Raw genomic sequence first — 16,194 nt, 5'->3', positions numbered from 1 at the left:
ATTAGTTGTTCGGCCAGATAAACGGCACTTTCCTTAGTTGTTGTTCTTTGTTGTAGTCCTGCCAAAGTTGTTGGTAACTTTGGCCTAACGTAGGGTGAACCAAATCTGGCGCTAATTCTGCCAGTGGTTGTAAAACATAGGCGTTTTCTGGTATTTCATCTCGAGGGATTTGTACCGGTTCGTCCATGACTAAGTCATCGTAAAGTAAGATGTCCAAATCCATTTTACGCGGACTAAATTTTTTTGAAAAATCAACGCGGCCGTGGTCATACTCTAATTGCTTTAAAATTTGACCTACTTCGCCAGGTGATTTCGTTGTTTCGGTGCGAGCAACTAAATTAAAAAAATTATCGCCAACAAAGCCAACTGGCTCGCATTCATAAACCGACGACAATTCGATATTACCAAAAGCCTGTTTTAGCGCCTTGACTCCAGCAATAATCTGCTTTTCTCGGTCAATATTACTACCAATAGAAATGTAAACTTGTGCCATTAATTTCGCTTACCACGTTCAATAATTACCCCAACAGCATCGGCTTGTGCAACCGCGGTGGGTTTGGAAATTTTTAGCCTGATCCAACTTAATGAATACGTTGTGATTATGTGTTCAGCCAAGCGCTCAGCCAAAGTTTCGAGTAAATCTACCACATTTGCATTGGCAAATTCATCCACTAATTCTGATATCTCAGCGTAATTAATGGTTTTTGCTAATTCATCATTTTGAGCTGCAGCGCGAATGTCGGTGCCCATTTGGATATCGAAAACTAACAACTGTTTGATTTTCTTTTCCCAGTCGTAATACCCAATCGTGGTATTAACCTTTAAACCTTCGATAAACACTATATCCATGACCAAACCTGAAATAATTGCAAATAAGTGCAAATTTTACCCTATAGTACGGTAGTAATTCCACCAGATAGCTTGTTAGAATGGAAAAAGAAATTTAATCGCTGTTTTTTTATTCAGCCCGCTTATTTAAACGCCATCAGGAGAGGCAATGTACGTGCTAACAATAGTCTTAATTATTGCTTCGTATATTATTGGCTCTATCTCCAGTGCAATTTTGATTTGTCGATTGCGCGGTTTACCTGATCCGCGCTCACTGGGTTCAAAAAATCCCGGCGCAACCAATGTCTTAAGACTTAGCAACAAACCGACCGCAGCCGCCGTTCTTCTTTTTGATGTGCTAAAAGGGACAATCCCTGTTTATGGGGCTTTTTTATTGGGTGTTGAACCTTTGCACTTAGGTTTTATCGCCATCGCCGCATGCCTTGGCCATATGTACCCTTGTTTCTTTGGTTTTAAAGGTGGCAAAGCCGTGGCGACAGCTTTAGGAGCTCTTGCGCCAATTAGTTGGGGGTTTGCTGCAGCGTTAATTTCAACCTGGGTGATTGTCGCTAAACTGACTCGCTACTCATCTTTAGCCGCGATTGTTACCGTCTCGCTCGCCCCTTTATACAGTTACTTAATCAAGCCAATGTACACCCAGTCGGTGACCATGTTGTCTATTTTGATTATCATTCGCCATCGCAGTAATATTTGGCGCTTACTTAGTGGTAAAGAAGCGAAGATTGGCGAAGAGTAGTCTGCTTGGTTTTAGGGCTGTATAGCGTGAAGGCTAAGAGTTACATACGCAAAAACATCTTTGCGTATGTAACTTATCGTTTTAGCATAAGAGGTTAGCTTTCTTGACTCACTGGCGTTAGTGAATCTAAGGGCCAACGAGGTTTGGCTTTAAAAGTTAAATCGGCTAAATTACCGCTTTTCAACCGTTGCATCCCTGCAAACGCGATCATCGCACCATTATCGGTACAGTATTCAGGGCGCGGATAGTAAACCTTACCATTAAGTTTTGCCATTGTTTCAGCTAGCTTTTCTCTTAGCATAATATTGGCACTCACTCCGCCGGCAATCACCAAACGATTTAATTCGCATTGCTTTAAGGCACGACGACATTTTATTGCTAAGGTATCAATCACCGCCTCTTGAAACGCATAAGCAATATCGGCTTTGGTTTGCTCACTACTGTCTTCTTTTTTTATCGTCGTCGCGGCCGCCGTCTTTAAACCTGAAAAGCTAAAATCCAGACCTGGGCGGTCAGTCATCGGACGTGGAAACTTAAAGCGACCAGGTGTTCCTTGCTGTGCCATTTTTGCCAAAACAGGTCCTCCTGGGTAGTCTAACCCTAAGAGTTTGGCCGTTTTATCAAAGGCTTCACCAGCGGCGTCATCCACCGACTCGCCTAGTAATTCATATTCACCAATGCCGTCAACTCGCACCATCATGGTATGGCCACCTGAAACCAACAGCGCCACAAATGGAAACTCAGGTACATCATCTTCTAGCATTGGGGCTAATAAATGGCCTTCCATGTGATGTACTGGGATGGCGGGTAAATTCCAACCATAGGCTAGTGAACGCCCGATTGAGCAGCCGACCAATAATGCCCCCACAAGCCCAGGGCCTGCAGTATAAGCCACACCATCAAGATCACTTGGCGTTATGCCAGCTTCTTTTAACGCTTCATTAATTAAAGGAATGGTTTTGCGGACATGATCACGAGATGCCAATTCAGGCACGACACCACCATAGTCTGCATGAACCGCAATTTGAGAGTACAAACGGTGCGCTAATATGCCTTTTTCTTCGTCATAAATCGCAATACCGGTCTCGTCACAAGAAGTTTCTATACCTAAAATTCGCATAATAAAAGGAATCCATTGAAAATTTTCTGGGATCATAGCGCCCAAAGTGAAAATTAACCACTAGTTTTAAAGAAAAAGCCATTTAAAACTTTACATAAGCTTAGCGATCAGATTAGAATACTGCACCAATTTTAATCGACTTGGTTAAATTTTACCGAGTATCACAGAATTCACTAGAGGTGAGAGGCACAATGCCAGTAATTAAAGTAAGAGATAACGAACCATTTGACGTTGCATTACGTCGTTTCAAACGTTCATGTGAAAAAGCAGGTATCCTTTCAGAAGTTCGTCGTCGCGAATCTTTCGAAAAGCCAACTTGGGAACGTAAGCGTAAGAAAGCTGCTGCTGTTAAGCGTCACGCGAAGAAAGTTTCTCGCGAAAACGCTCGTCGTGTTCGTTTATACTAAGACTTTAGGCAAACAAGCTTTAAGTTATGGGATTGCTTAGTCAATTCAACGACGAAATGAAACTCGCCATGCGAGCCAAAGACAAAACCCGTCTTGGCGTTGTTCGCATGGCGTTGTCGTCTATAAAACAGGCAAAAATCGATAACCAAGCCGAAATGTCAGAAGCCGACATTCTAGCCTTAATCACGAAAATGATTAAGCAACGTAAAGAATCTGCGGCGATGTACAAAGACGGTGGACGTGACGATATGGCAGAAAAAGAACTATCTGAAATTTCTGTTTTAGAAGAGTTCTTGCCACAAGCTTTAACGGCTGACGAAATCGCTCAGCTTATTACCGATGCCATTGCGCAAACCGGTGCAGCCTCTATGGCTGACATGGGTAAAGTAATGGGGGTATTAAAACCTCAAATGCAAGGTCGCGCTGACTTGGGTAAAGTTAGTGGTCAGGTTAGAGCTGCCCTAAACGCTTAAGCGTTTAAAATATTTAAGAAAAACCGCACTCTTTAGTGCGGTTTTTTTATATTTGCACAATCCAATTAATATCTATAAACAACCCTTTAGCGTAATACAAACGCTAGTAATAATTCATCAGTTTGATATAGTTTAGTGTCAGATTACCGTCTAATTTTTCGAGATTATTAATTCACCACTATGCCAGGTTTGATCCCCAGAACTTTCATTGACGATTTGCTCGCGCGAACCGATATAGTTGATTTGATTGACTCTAAGGTCAAACTCAAAAAAGCAGGTAAAAATTACCAAGCTTGTTGCCCATTTCATACCGAAAAAAGTCCATCCTTTTCGGTCAGTCGTGATAAACAGTTTTACCACTGTTTTGGTTGCGGCGCCCATGGCAATGCTATCAGCTTTGTTATGGAGTACGAACGTTTAGATTTTGTTGATGCCATAGAAGAACTTGCCAGTTATAACGGGGTAGAAGTTGAGCGAGAACAGCAAAACCTAACGCCTGCGCAACAACGCAAAAAGCAACAAGTTCAACAGCAAAAGCAAAACGACTATGAGCTTATGGCAGATATCAGTCGTTTTTATCAACACACGCTAAAACATCATGAAGACTCTAGCCAAGTCATCGACTATTTAAAGTCTCGTGGTTTAACCGGTGACGTGGTGAAAAAATTTGGTATTGGTTACAGTCCCGATAGCTGGGATGCGATGATGAATGCTTTTGCTAAAAACCATGAAATCAGCAAGCAATTGGTCGATTTGGGGATGGCCATTCAAGGGGATAAAAACCGACCTTATGATAGGTTTCGTGGTCGAGTTATGTTCCCAATCAAAGACAAGCGTGGTCGCGTCATTGGCTTTGGTGGTCGAGTGCTAGCAGACGGTACACCAAAGTACCTGAACTCCCCCGAAACCCGTATTTACCATAAAGGTCAGGAACTTTATGGTCTGTATGAAGCCAAACATTATTGTAAAGATTTAACCCGCTTAGTGGTTGTTGAAGGGTACATGGATGTGGTCGCTTTGGCTCAGCATGATATCTCATATGCTGTTGCCTCATTAGGTACTTCAACCACAGAAGAACAATTACAAACCATGTTTAGAACCGTTAAAGAAGTGGTTTGTTGTTATGATGGTGACCGAGCCGGTCGTGATGCCGCTTGGCGTGCGATGGAAAACGCCCTGCCTCTGATTACCGATGGTGTGACATTAAAATTTGTCTTCTTGCCCGACGGGGAAGACCCAGACACATTAGTGCGTAAACAAGGGAAACTGGCATTTGAAACGCTCATAGAACAAGCCATGCCGTTGTCGAACTTTTTGTTTGAACATTTATTAACCCAAGTAAATGAAGCGACCGCCGAAGGGCGCGCGGCCTTAATGGAATCATTTTTACCGTATTTACAAAAGATGCCTGAGAGTACGTTAAAAGATTCAATGATCAGCAATTTGGCTAACAAATTTGGTCTAGGCTCCGAGCAACAATGGAATAAGCTAAAAAGAAAGTCGACAACAACGACTCAACAGGCGGTAAAAAGTAAAACAAAAGTCACCCCAATACGATTAGCTATTGCATTATTGCTTGAGCATCCCCATCTAGTAGATGTATTAGATGATTTATCTGTGCTGGACCCGATAAATGTGCCAGGCAGTGATTTATTAAAATCAATCATGCGTCAGTGCAAACAGACGCCTAATTTAACCAGCGCTCAAATTATTGAAAGTTGGCGTGATACCGAGCAAGGCAAGGTATTGGCTAAACTGGTTATTTGGGAGCACAATATAGACGCAGATGCGGCTCAGAATGTTTTTATTGATACGTTAGATAAACTTATTAAGACATTTGTTGATGACCGCACCGAAGCTCTGTTACAAAAAGCTCGTTTAGGCGAACTCACTAGCGATGAAAAAAGAGAACTGCAGACCTTACTTAGCGCAAAGTCTTAACATAAGATATGCGTTTGATGTCTGGCTTTTATTGATTCAGCTTGCTATAATTTCGTCCTTTACTGTTCATATTTTGATAGCCATATAGGTGGACATTCGTCAATGGATCAAGCCCCACAATCTAGACTTAAAGAACTTATCACTAAAGGTAAGGAGCAAGGGTATTTAACTTTTGCTGAGGTGAACGATCACCTACCACAAGACATCATTGATTCCGATCAAGTCGAAGATATTATTAGCATGATTAATGACATGGGTATTCAGGTATTTGAAAATGCACCTGATGCTGATGAATTAATGATGAGCGAAGCCAACACCGATGAAGATGCAGCTGAAGCGGCAGCTCAAGCTCTTGCCACGGTAGAAAGTGAAATTGGCAGAACCACTGACCCAGTGCGTATGTACATGCGTGAAATGGGTACGGTTGAACTTCTAACCCGTAAAGGTGAGATTGTAATCGCCAAGCGTATTGAAGAAGGTATTCGTGAAGTACAACGCAGTGTTTCTGAATACCCGCCTGCAATTAATTACCTATTAGAACAATGGGATAATTTTGAAGCAGAAGAAGCACGCTTAAGTGACATTATTTTAGGTTTCCTTGATCCGGAAGCCGAAGAAGAGTTAGCACCTACCGCAACTCACGTTGGTTCTGAATTGTCAGATGATGACTTAGCAGATGAAGACGATGAAGATGTAGATGACGACGACGATGATTCAGATGACGAGGAAGAGGATACTGGTGTTGACCCAGAACTTGCTCGTGAACGCTTTAATGAGCTTCGTGCAAAATACGAAGCTGCGAACGAAGTCATCAAGGCCAAAGGTCGTGATCACAAAGATGCAGTAAAAGCCATTGATGAAGTTTCTGAAGTTTTCAAAGAGTTTCGCTTAATTCCAAAACTATTTGATAAATTAGTTAAGAACATGCGTGACGTAATGGATCGCGTTCGTGTTCAAGAACGTCTTATCATGAAGCACTGTGTTATTGGCGCTGGTATGCCAAAAACCACCTTCATTAAGATTTTCCCAGGACACGAAACCGAAACCGAATGGTTAGAACAGCAAATTGCAGATGGTCACCCATACTCTGAAAAGCTGAAGTTAGTATCGTTCGATATTGAGCGTTGTATTCACAAACTAACCAATCTAGAAGAAGAGACTTACTTAAGCGTACAAAGCATTAAAGACATCAACCGTCGTATGTCGATTGGCGAAGCTAAAGCTCGTCGAGCGAAAAAAGAAATGGTTGAAGCGAACTTACGTTTGGTTATTTCAATTGCGAAAAAATACACCAACCGTGGTTTGCAATTCTTAGACCTTATTCAAGAAGGTAATATTGGTCTAATGAAAGCGGTAGACAAATTTGAATACCGTCGTGGTTACAAGTTTTCGACTTACGCAACATGGTGGATCAGACAGGCTATTACGCGTTCAATTGCTGACCAAGCACGAACAATCCGTATTCCTGTGCACATGATTGAAACCATCAACAAGCTAAACCGTATTTCTCGTCAAATGTTACAAGAAATGGGTCGCGAACCTTCGCCAGAAGAATTAGCAGAACGCATGATGATGCCGGAAGATAAAATCCGTAAGGTATTAAAAATTGCGAAAGAGCCAATTTCAATGGAAACGCCAATTGGTGACGATGAAGATTCGCACTTAGGTGACTTTATTGAAGATGGTAGTGGTGAATTACCTGTTGATGCTGCGACCACAGAGAACCTTAAGCACGCTACTCATGAAGTGTTAGCCGGTCTAACCGCTCGTGAAGCAAAAGTTCTAAGAATGCGTTTTGGTATTGATATGAATACTGACCACACCTTAGAAGAAGTTGGTAAGCAATTTGACGTTACTCGTGAGCGTATTCGTCAAATCGAAGCGAAAGCATTACGTAAATTGCGTCACCCTTCTCGTTCAGAGCAGCTTAAGAGCTTCTTAGACGGCGAGTAAGTCACGACAAATACTTAGTAAAAAGCCTGCATTATGCAGGCTTTTTTATTTTCTCAGTTCCCACCGTACTCCCCCTATGCCATAAATTGTCTATACTGCATTTATGCATATTTCTCGCACTCAACGTTTTCTCGGCTCTGTAACCATACTGGTAGCGCTATTGCTTTTCTCTCATCAAAGTCTCGCTCAACAACCTCAACAGCAATCGCCTCAAGTGCGTTCTCTAAGTTTTTTTGTCGGCGAGCGTAGCAGTGATGTCTTTCGCGATGACCATAGCGACTTTGCCAATGTCGACTTTTATAACGACACCAATTTTGGCCTTATCTTTAGCTGGCCATATGACCATTATCGCGACTCAAGTTTACTCTACAGTGTGTCTAACACTAAGTTTAAACCAGCGTTTGATGGCATTAATAATCACATTGGCATTCACTATTTACATTTGGGCGGTCAAGTTAGCTTATATCATGGTCTGCTCCCCATCAAGGTAACTGGCGGGTTAGGCGTTACGCATTTTAGTCCAAATGAAACCCGCCTAGATTCAGAAACAAAACCCTCGGCCCATTTAGGTATAGGAACTGAGCTATTGTTGACTAACCGTTTATCTTTTCGAGTCGATGCCAGAATTTATGCTACGCTTTTTAATACTGATGGCGCTATCTTTTGCTCCGCCAACCAATGCCTTATTCAAACGTCTAGTCGTGTTTGGTATCAAGGTGAGTTCAGCGCCGGAATAACGTTACGTTTTTAACCATTTATCCAATTTAACCAACTTTCACTTAACCTGCTATGACCTAAAATAGATTAAGAAGACAATATGAAATTTATTAACTACAAGAGCTTGCTCGCTCTCCTTGTAGTGGTAAATCATCAATTAGCTTTTGCTCATGCCGAACATGATAAAGCACGCTATGTAGCGTTTGACGGTATTGATCAAGGGCGTTGTGATAATCCTAAAAAGCCCTGCAAAAACATACGCTATGCCGCGCAAAATGCGAATAAAGGTGATCAAATTCGACTTGCTCAAGGCAGTTACCTTGTTGAAGACGCTGAAACCTTGTTCTATTTAATGTCTGACATGGTACCAATTAAAGCCAACTACAGTCAGCGTGATCATTTTGATACCCAAAATGCAAAATATAAAACCACCTTAATAGGTGTCCCTAAAGACTATCGACAAACCCTAACGGACAGAGGGTTTCATGTTATTGTCGACGGTAAAACAAGACGCACAAATGCCGATATAGAAGCACAAATGTCGAGTTATCAACGCTTGCAACAAGCCAAGAGCAACATCGATTGTATTGGCAAAATGGCTGGTGACCATGAGTGTAGCCAACTTGACTTAGTGGGGCACCTACCATTGAATGCCTTTAGCACTAACCCAAGAGAGGCTAATGATATTTGGGGTTACATTGACCTAAATAGTTTTAGAGAATACGCGATTATTGGCTTAAATAATGGCATTGGCATAGTCGACGTCACCAGCCCTAGCGCGCCAGTGGTGATTGATACCATAGCCAGTAACGATACAATTTGGCGTGATATAAAGGTATATCAACGCTATAACTTTACCTTACATCAATGGCAGAGTTACGCCTACATTACCGCCGATGATTCGGATGTGGGTTTATTAATATTAGATTTAACCAACTTACCAAACCGTGTTGTCGTAGCAGCCCAAGATAAAACCGACTTAAGCGCACACAATGTGTATTTAAGCAATGTTGACTATTCCACAGGCGTTGCTCTTACCAATAAAAAGCCGTATTTACATATTGCTGGTTCAAGCACTAATGGCGGTGGTTTTAATAGTTATCGCTTAGATCAACCGACAAACCCAGTCAGCGTTTACCAACCCCCTATTAACCAAAAAAATTATACTCATGATGCCAGCTCTATGGTGATAACAGATGAGCGCAAAGACAGTCAATGCGTTAACGGAACCGATCATTGCGAAGTGATGTTTGACTTTAATGAAAGCGATTTTCACCTATGGGATAAAACCTTAAACGAGCAACCAGAAAAACTCAGTACCACCACTTACCCTAATTCGTCTTATGTACATTCAGGTTGGTACACTGAAGACAAAATGCTGATGTTAGTGCACGACGAACTAGACGAACAAGAATACGGATTAAACACGACCTTACGATTATTCGATATAACGGATTTAACCTCACCAATGCTGTTATCAACTTGGACCGGTGATACCCGCGCCATTGATCATAACGGCTACGTGCGAGGAAACAGATACTACATGTCAAACTATGAGCGAGGTATTACTGTCATCGACCTTAGTGTACCGACGGCCCCGAGGGAGGTTGGCTTTTTTGACACCTACCCTATTTCAAATAACCCTTCATTTAATGGTGCTTGGGGGGTATACCCCTTTTTGCCCAGTGGGTATATTTTGGCAAGTGACGTTAATAGCGGTTTATACATTCTAAAAGACAATACCTTGCTTGTTGAACAAGGTAGTTTTCGCTTCAATAAAGCGAAATACAGCACAGATGAAGGCGAAAACTTAACGATTTATGTAGAGCGTATACACCAAGCGTCTGACAGCGTTTCAGTACATTGGGAACTGGTGACAGGTTCAGCAAACAGTGACGATTTCAACTTAAGCTCAGGCACTTTACATTGGCAAGATAACGAGCATGGGAGCAAAGCCATAAACATTAAGGTGCTTGACGATCTGCTGGCCGAAAACCAGGAAGTCTTTTTTGTTCGCTTATTTGACCCTAAAAATGGGGCAACCTTAAGTGCCCCCAACCTTGCAACTATTGCCATTAATGCTTCAACCGGTAACACCCCTCCGGAGATAAACCTTGGTCAAAACTTTACTATAGAAGCCAACCAAACAGCGACCTTAAGCGCCAATGTCGTTGGGGTAACTAACGCCCCCTTAACCTATTCTTGGCGACAAATATCGGGCGAGCAAGTAACTTTGACCAACGCCAATCAACTCATTGCAACGTTCACGGCACCGGCAAATGCGCAAAAGTTAATATTTGAATTTACCACCACAGATAATACAGGCTTGAGCAATAAAGACAGCATAGTTGTTGATGTAACCATTCCCTCTCCTAAGGCGGTTCCCATTATGACAGCTAAGAGCGACGCCCGTGGCGGTAGTGTGGCTTATTTATTGGCTCTACTTATTTTAATATTTACGTTTACCAACAAAGTTTTGTTTATAAAACAAGCAAACGAACATAAGAAGCTAAAAAAACAATGAAATTTAAAACCAAAGTGGTGACATTAAAAAAAAAACTGCTTATACTTGCCACCGCTTTTGGTTATTATAACCATAAGCTTTTCTAAGCGGCCCCATAGCTCAGTTGGTTAGAGCATCCGACTCATAATCGGCAGGTCCCCTGTTCAAGTCAGGGTGGGGCCACCACTTAGAAAACAAGAAAGACGCCCTAAAGCGTCTTTTTTTGTGCCTGAAATTTTGTAGTGACTCCAATAAACGAGCATAAAAAAAGAGCAGCCGCAAGCACTTAAACCAAAAATTAAAGCTAGCCTAGAGCGGCCTTTTACGTGTCAATACTCTGTTCGCATAAAAATCTTTTTTGCTAGCTAAAAATACAATCACATTCTATTTACCTACTGCCTCTCACTTTTAGCATTACTGAATAAGCAACTAAGACTTAATATTTATCAGACATTGACTCTACAAGATATAATTTTTTTATTTTCCTTGTTTAATAAGCAAAAACTGTACAACTCCACCACTAAAACTCGAGTTTGACGTTTAACCTTTAGTGGTATGCTTAAGGTTGGAGTATGAGAAAAATAACTTTTACCTACAGAGAGGTTTTTTGTTCCATAGGTGTACTTAAATCCTAACCGAACCACCAATTTTTCAGTACTCAAATTTAATTGTTTTGCCTTCTCCAATGGGAGGTATAGACGGAGTGCATCTCTATATGATGGTCCGCTCCTATCTACAATCAATTTTTCACCAATTGGTTCTAACTCATTGAAACTATCGACATCTACAACTAACCCCCACTCTTTAATTCGAAAATCAGTAACTTTTGAATCCACCCCTAGAGCAGAAGTTCCTATAAATTCACTTTCTTCGATACTGTTATTGACGGTAATCCACATGAAGTTATTTCTGCGATTGCTGTAATCATAAATAAGCAATTCAGGAGAAATATCACTATCCCTACTTTTACTAAATGAATAAGGGGGATCAATTAAATCAAAGCTTTGATTAATTTTTTTTATTTCGGTTAAAAATGAAAAGGTTTTAAGAACATAGTTTTTATTACTGAATTGAGGTTGGTTGCTGAGTAATTGATGACTTTGGCTTTCCATATCATAAGGCCTTAGTCCAGCGTCTATTTCAAAAAAGAACGTTTTACTTTTATCAACTTCTCCATGATTTAATAGACGGTTGTGGAATTCATTTTTTGTTTCAAATTCTCTTTGAGTTTCCATTTTGAAGTACTCATCGAGTTTAAAATCATTTAAAGCTATAGGATCTGCATTCATCAATTCATTGATGAGTTGCTTTTTTTGGGCCTCAAGCCTTTGTTTTTTCTTTTCTATCCTTAACTGAGCTTCGTAATCTGAATTTTTTGGTAGTTGCGTTTCAGAGGGATTTTTAGATGCCTGAAGTGACTCTTTATTTTCGGTATTTTGATTTGAACAACCGAATAAAGTTAAGGCTGATAGAGTTATAATAATTTTCTTATTAATCATAAATATCCCTATTAAATAATAATCATGGTAGAAGTTAAAATAAACAATAGTAAAGATTTAAAAATAATCAATTCAATAAATTAGAAGTTAATTTTGTGAAATTTAATATGGTCAATTTACGCATAGACTTAAACTGCGCCTCTCTAGGTATCTTATATGAGGAATACCCCTCATCACCTAGAGAGGAACAACCATGAAAATCAACATCATCAAACAAGCCGACTGCGGCAAAGTATCCCAACCAGACACCCCTACCCTCACCTACAACATTGGCTATGTGCCGGACGATGAGTCATTTCACATTCGAGTCATCACCAACACTGGCGGTGGTTTCTTTTCGGTGGAATGGATATCACTGGATGACATATTAAGCTGTGTCGAAAATAGAGAAACATTCAACGCCAATATCTTTGCATCACTGTTTAAATCAAAAAGCGCAAACAACTCTGGATTTCTAGCGGCAGCACTCAAAGCTGAAAAGCTGCTGTTGCCGTATAAAGAAACCAAACGCTTGCATACCTTTGGCGATGTTGCAGCTTTTAAGCAGAGCATGCAAAAACATCTCAAGAAAGACCTACCAGATGTGGTTGCCGAACGCGAAGCGGCTAAAGAGGCCAAACAAAAAGCCCTTGCCGAAGAGCTTCTAAAACGCCAAGCATCAAAGAACACTAAGTAGTCCCCACTCAGTTTACATTACACAAAAGGTCCCTTTAGCGATATGGAACATTTGAATGCGTTAAGTCGTAGGCATCGTCACGTCTGCTATTTGGGACTTCTGGAGATTTTATTATGGAAAATTCAAATAAACGCTATGTTGCCTATTTTAGGGTCAGCACTCAAAAACAGGGGTCCTCTGGGTTAGGGTTAGATGCCCAAAGACAAGCCGTAGCATCATATCTGGAGCAGTTCGGTGGCGTCCTAGTTGCTGAGTTTTTGGAGGTGGAAAGCGGTAAACGCTGCGATAGGCCAGAGTTTACAAGGGCCACTGAATACGCAGAGCTTGCGAACGCCACTTTGTTGGTTGCCAAGTTAGATAGATTGTCTCGTGACCTTCACTTTGTCACCAGTCTGCAAAAACAAGGTATTAAATTCAAACTATGTGACTTACCAGAAATAGACCAACTTACTGTCCATATATTGGCTGCAATGGCTGAACATGAAGCACGGATGATTTCAGTGCGCACTAAGCAAGCGATGCATGAAGCGAAGCGCCGAGGGGTAACTTTGGGTAATCCATTGCTTGATGTGCACAGAAACCAAAATGTTATAAACGCAAACCAACGTAGAACACAGCAACAAGCACAATGGAAAGACAAAGTCCTCAAGGTCATCTTATTTCTAGAGCAAACTGAAAAGTTGACCACCTATCAAGACTTGGCTAACGAGCTAAACAAGCGTGGCCTAAAAACCATAAGAGGCAAGCAGTTCACAGTTGCCGCAATCAGCAAACTCAAACTGAGCATCAAGGAGGTGATGCAATGACCAGTGTGTTGATTGTTGGTGGCATATTGCTTTTGATTGGCCCCAAAAGAGCACAACAGATAGTCATATTAGGTTTGTTAGCGTACTGCTTTCCAATCCATGCCTTTGTGGCTTTAGCCCTACTAGCCCCTTTCTATTACTTCAAAAGATAATCGCAGGAGAAATATATGAAACACCGAGCACTATCGGAGGTTGGCGTTCGTCTTGAAAAAGCCTTTCAAGAGCATGTTACGCCAGATATGACACCTACAGATAAGTATGAACTGTATGAACTGATTGCCATTCAAATACTGGACAGCGAGTTCGATAATTTTGGTGAAGGTCAACTGGAAGAGTATCTCTCAAACTTTTTAGATAGAAAACAAAGAACTCTATTGATTTAAGTTATAAAAAGGACAAGGATGTCCTTTAATTATTATGCTTACAATGGGAGCAACCATGTCGAATTTACGCTTCGAATTCCAAGACTCTATTTCAATTAATGCACTAACTTTACTAAGCTTTGGCTTTGATCAATTTGATCATCACAAACCAGGATTTTCACTTGCAAGTGTAATTTCTCGTTTTACTACCAAAAAAAGATCCTTTAAGGGCTATGAGATAGCAGAAACAACACCCAATTCAGTTACAGGCAATGTAATACTACCGATTGATGAAGACAAGGATGCAATTACAATACTAAGTCAGAGACGAGATGAAATTAAAAAAGCAATAAATGAGAACCAAATAAAAGTTGATGAATTGGATACGAAAGATTGTAACGAAATCAGGTTAAATTATACATCAGCAACTAATTGGTTAAGCTCGATTGATAAAAAGATTCCAAGTCCACAACACAGTAAAAATTGGCGAAAAGACAAGAAAAAGAACACCTTATTCTTTATCGCCATTCTACAAAGACTCTTGAAAAATGAAAACAACGCCAATCTGGCTAACCTGATAATAGAAAACTCAGAAGGGGCCCTCTTAAATAAAGATTCACAAACATTCGAAAAATTATTAGCTGAAGCTAAGAAATTCTTTGAAGATGAAACAGTCAAGTAATTTAATTGCATAATTTTTTAAATTAAGGAGCCTTTTAGCAGTAAAACTTTTAACTTATCTTACATGCAGGGCCACATAAATTTCTTCAAAATGAGAACTGTTTTATAGCACTACGCTATACCTTGCTCATTAACAATTAGGAGAAAGATATATGGCCCCAAAAGTCATAGATAATCAGTCGTACACGGGTGATTCTGAAAATGACAATGTCCATTACTTATCAAAAGTTGAACCTTTCGATATCAACAACCCAGCCCCAATACCAGCACACCAATTTCCAGACAAAGTCTCGAACAGCATAAAACCTGCGAAAACTCAAAGAAACGCGGAGTACATGTTTCAGGCTTACGATATTAAGGTGCAATACGACGTCATTCGTAAAGACATCAAAATATCAATTGTCGGATTTAAAAGTTGCTCAGATGTCGCAGATAACAGTGCATTAATCTACCTCGCAAGCTTGGCAAACTTGAATGGTATTTACTCTGGTCTATTTGATAAATACATATACGCCATTGCAGCCAAAAACCCGTTCAATTCCGTTTTAGAGTGGATCAAAGATAAACCATGGGACGGTCAAGACAGGTTAAAAGCTATGTGCAACACCATATCTACACAGGAGGATTTTAATGAACACTGCAAACAACATCTAATGCAAAAATGGTTCTTAAGCGCTATCGCTGCAATAACGCTAGAAAGAGGATTCAGTTGCAGAGGTGTTCTTACACTTCAAGGCGCTCAAAGCATTGGCAAGACAAGATGGATTAGAAAGCTTATTTCAGAGCCAGCTCTTGCTGATGACGTTATCAAAATAGACCACCATTTAGATGCATCGAATAAAGATTCCATCATTTCAGCCACTCGCCACTGGATTGTTGAAATTGGTGAATTGGATAGCTCTTTGAAGAAGGATGTCGCCAGACTCAAGGGCTTTATCACAAGCGATAAGGACAAAGTTCGACTTCCTTATGATAGAAGAGATTCTGAATACCCTAGACGAACTGTTTTTGCCGCAACGGTGAACACACCCAACTTTCTTGTCGATGAAACAGGCAATACCCGATGGTGGGTCATACCGTGCGTATCTATTGATCATTCACACAATATCGATATGCAGCAGTTCTGGGCACAAATGTATCATATGTACACAACAGAGGAGAAACATAAGCAATACTGGCTAGATGACGGTGTGCAAGATATTTTGGAGTCCCAAAACAAAAATTACAGAACCACAACTGCCATTGCTGACCTGCTATCGACAGAACTTGACATAGAAGTAGATAAATTTCAATGGCAGAAAAAGACTGCCACTGAAGTTTTAAAAATGGTCGGCATTGAAAGAGCAACTAACTCGCAAGCAAGAGAGTGTGGTGCTTACTTGCGAGAGCATTTTGGCGAACCTAAAAAGTCCAGTGGTTCCATGAAGTGGCTCGTTCCGCCAACCCGCTAGCCGCTAATAAATAAGTTTTG

The 16,194-nt window shown here is 40.7% G+C and carries 16 protein-coding genes and 1 tRNA gene; 13 read left to right on the top strand and 4 right to left on the bottom strand.

The features are described from left to right. Position 1: 1 nt before the first annotated feature. A complete protein-coding gene (gene folK / locus ACAY00_RS02650) occupies positions 2 to 493 on the bottom strand; it encodes a 2-amino-4-hydroxy-6-hydroxymethyldihydropteridine diphosphokinase (protein ID WP_371376850.1) in 492 nt (163 codons plus the stop codon). Continuing rightward, positions 493 to 882 (bottom strand): dihydroneopterin aldolase, encoded by a 390-nt coding sequence (gene folB, locus ACAY00_RS02645; RefSeq protein WP_371376847.1) that lies wholly within the window; start codon positions 880 to 882, stop codon positions 493 to 495. Before folB ends, folK begins: the two co-directional genes overlap by 1 nt. A gap of 121 nt (positions 883 to 1,003) precedes the next feature. Here folB and plsY point away from each other — a divergent pair, with 121 nt between their 5' ends. Then, positions 1,004 to 1,585 (top strand): glycerol-3-phosphate 1-O-acyltransferase PlsY, encoded by a 582-nt coding sequence (gene plsY / locus ACAY00_RS02640; protein ID WP_371379511.1) that lies wholly within the window; start codon positions 1,004 to 1,006, stop codon positions 1,583 to 1,585. A gap of 94 nt (positions 1,586 to 1,679) precedes the next feature. Here the strand turns inward: plsY and tsaD are convergent, their stop codons facing one another. Further along, positions 1,680 to 2,705 (bottom strand): tRNA (adenosine(37)-N6)-threonylcarbamoyltransferase complex transferase subunit TsaD, encoded by a 1,026-nt coding sequence (gene tsaD / locus ACAY00_RS02635; RefSeq protein WP_371376844.1) that lies wholly within the window; start codon positions 2,703 to 2,705, stop codon positions 1,680 to 1,682. 191 nt (positions 2,706 to 2,896) lie between these two features. On the opposite strand from tsaD, the gene rpsU reads away from it, so the two are divergent. From rpsU to ACAY00_RS02600, 7 genes are all read left to right on the top strand, one after another. Continuing rightward, on the top strand, positions 2,897 to 3,112 hold the full coding sequence (rpsU, locus tag ACAY00_RS02630) for a 30S ribosomal protein S21 (protein WP_371376842.1): 216 nt from the start codon (positions 2,897 to 2,899) through the stop codon (positions 3,110 to 3,112). A gap of 26 nt (positions 3,113 to 3,138) precedes the next feature. Further along, the gene (locus tag ACAY00_RS02625) at positions 3,139 to 3,585 is read left to right on the top strand and encodes a GatB/YqeY domain-containing protein (protein ID WP_371376839.1); all 447 of its coding nucleotides are present in this window, start codon (positions 3,139 to 3,141) and stop codon (positions 3,583 to 3,585) included. A gap of 180 nt (positions 3,586 to 3,765) precedes the next feature. Next, positions 3,766 to 5,526, top strand: a complete 1,761-nt coding sequence (dnaG, locus tag ACAY00_RS02620) for a DNA primase (RefSeq protein WP_371376836.1) — start codon at positions 3,766 to 3,768, stop codon at positions 5,524 to 5,526. A gap of 102 nt (positions 5,527 to 5,628) precedes the next feature. Next, positions 5,629 to 7,479: an RNA polymerase sigma factor RpoD gene (rpoD, locus tag ACAY00_RS02615; protein WP_371376833.1), complete on the top strand. Its 1,851-nt coding sequence runs from the start codon at positions 5,629 to 5,631 to the stop codon at positions 7,477 to 7,479. A 103-nt stretch (positions 7,480 to 7,582) separates the two neighbouring features. After that, the gene (locus ACAY00_RS02610) at positions 7,583 to 8,230 is read left to right on the top strand and encodes a hypothetical protein (protein ID WP_371376830.1); all 648 of its coding nucleotides are present in this window, start codon (positions 7,583 to 7,585) and stop codon (positions 8,228 to 8,230) included. Positions 8,231 to 8,296: 66 nt separating this feature from the next. Next, a complete protein-coding gene (locus ACAY00_RS02605) occupies positions 8,297 to 10,720 on the top strand; it encodes a choice-of-anchor B family protein (protein WP_371376827.1) in 2,424 nt (807 codons plus the stop codon). A gap of 88 nt (positions 10,721 to 10,808) precedes the next feature. Then, positions 10,809 to 10,885 (top strand) — tRNA-Ile (locus ACAY00_RS02600). A gap of 260 nt (positions 10,886 to 11,145) precedes the next feature. On the opposite strand, the gene ACAY00_RS02595 is transcribed toward ACAY00_RS02600, so the two are convergent. Continuing rightward, entirely contained in the window at positions 11,146 to 12,198 is a 1,053-nt protein-coding gene (locus tag ACAY00_RS02595) for a hypothetical protein (protein ID WP_371376825.1), read from the bottom strand. A 193-nt stretch (positions 12,199 to 12,391) separates the two neighbouring features. On the opposite strand from ACAY00_RS02595, the gene ACAY00_RS02590 reads away from it, so the two are divergent. The 5 genes from ACAY00_RS02590 to ACAY00_RS02570 all read left to right on the top strand — a co-directional run bounded on the left by ACAY00_RS02590 (position 12,392) and on the right by ACAY00_RS02570 (position 16,174). Next, positions 12,392 to 12,874, top strand: coding sequence for a hypothetical protein (locus tag ACAY00_RS02590; protein ID WP_371376822.1), 483 nt, complete (start codon positions 12,392 to 12,394; stop codon positions 12,872 to 12,874). 113 nt (positions 12,875 to 12,987) lie between these two features. Further along, positions 12,988 to 13,680 carry a recombinase family protein gene (locus ACAY00_RS02585; RefSeq protein WP_371376819.1) on the top strand — a complete coding sequence of 231 codons (693 nt, stop codon included), beginning with the start codon at positions 12,988 to 12,990 and terminating at the stop codon, positions 13,678 to 13,680. 167 nt (positions 13,681 to 13,847) lie between these two features. Next, entirely contained in the window at positions 13,848 to 14,063 is a 216-nt protein-coding gene (locus tag ACAY00_RS02580; protein ID WP_371376816.1) for a hypothetical protein, read from the top strand. Between the two features lie 55 nt (positions 14,064 to 14,118). Beyond that, a complete protein-coding gene (locus tag ACAY00_RS02575) occupies positions 14,119 to 14,724 on the top strand; it encodes a hypothetical protein (RefSeq protein ID WP_371376814.1) in 606 nt (201 codons plus the stop codon). A gap of 151 nt (positions 14,725 to 14,875) precedes the next feature. After that, the gene (locus ACAY00_RS02570; protein ID WP_371376811.1) at positions 14,876 to 16,174 is read left to right on the top strand and encodes a VapE domain-containing protein; all 1,299 of its coding nucleotides are present in this window, start codon (positions 14,876 to 14,878) and stop codon (positions 16,172 to 16,174) included. Positions 16,175 to 16,194 lie beyond the last annotated feature (20 nt).

The sequence above is a fragment of the Thalassotalea sp. 273M-4 genome, from assembly GCF_041410465.1.
GTDB classification, from domain to species: domain Bacteria; phylum Pseudomonadota; class Gammaproteobacteria; order Enterobacterales; family Alteromonadaceae; genus Thalassotalea_A; species Thalassotalea_A aquiviva.
Note: the sequence above shows the minus strand (reverse complement) of the source record. Positions and strands in the feature narration are given on the sequence as shown.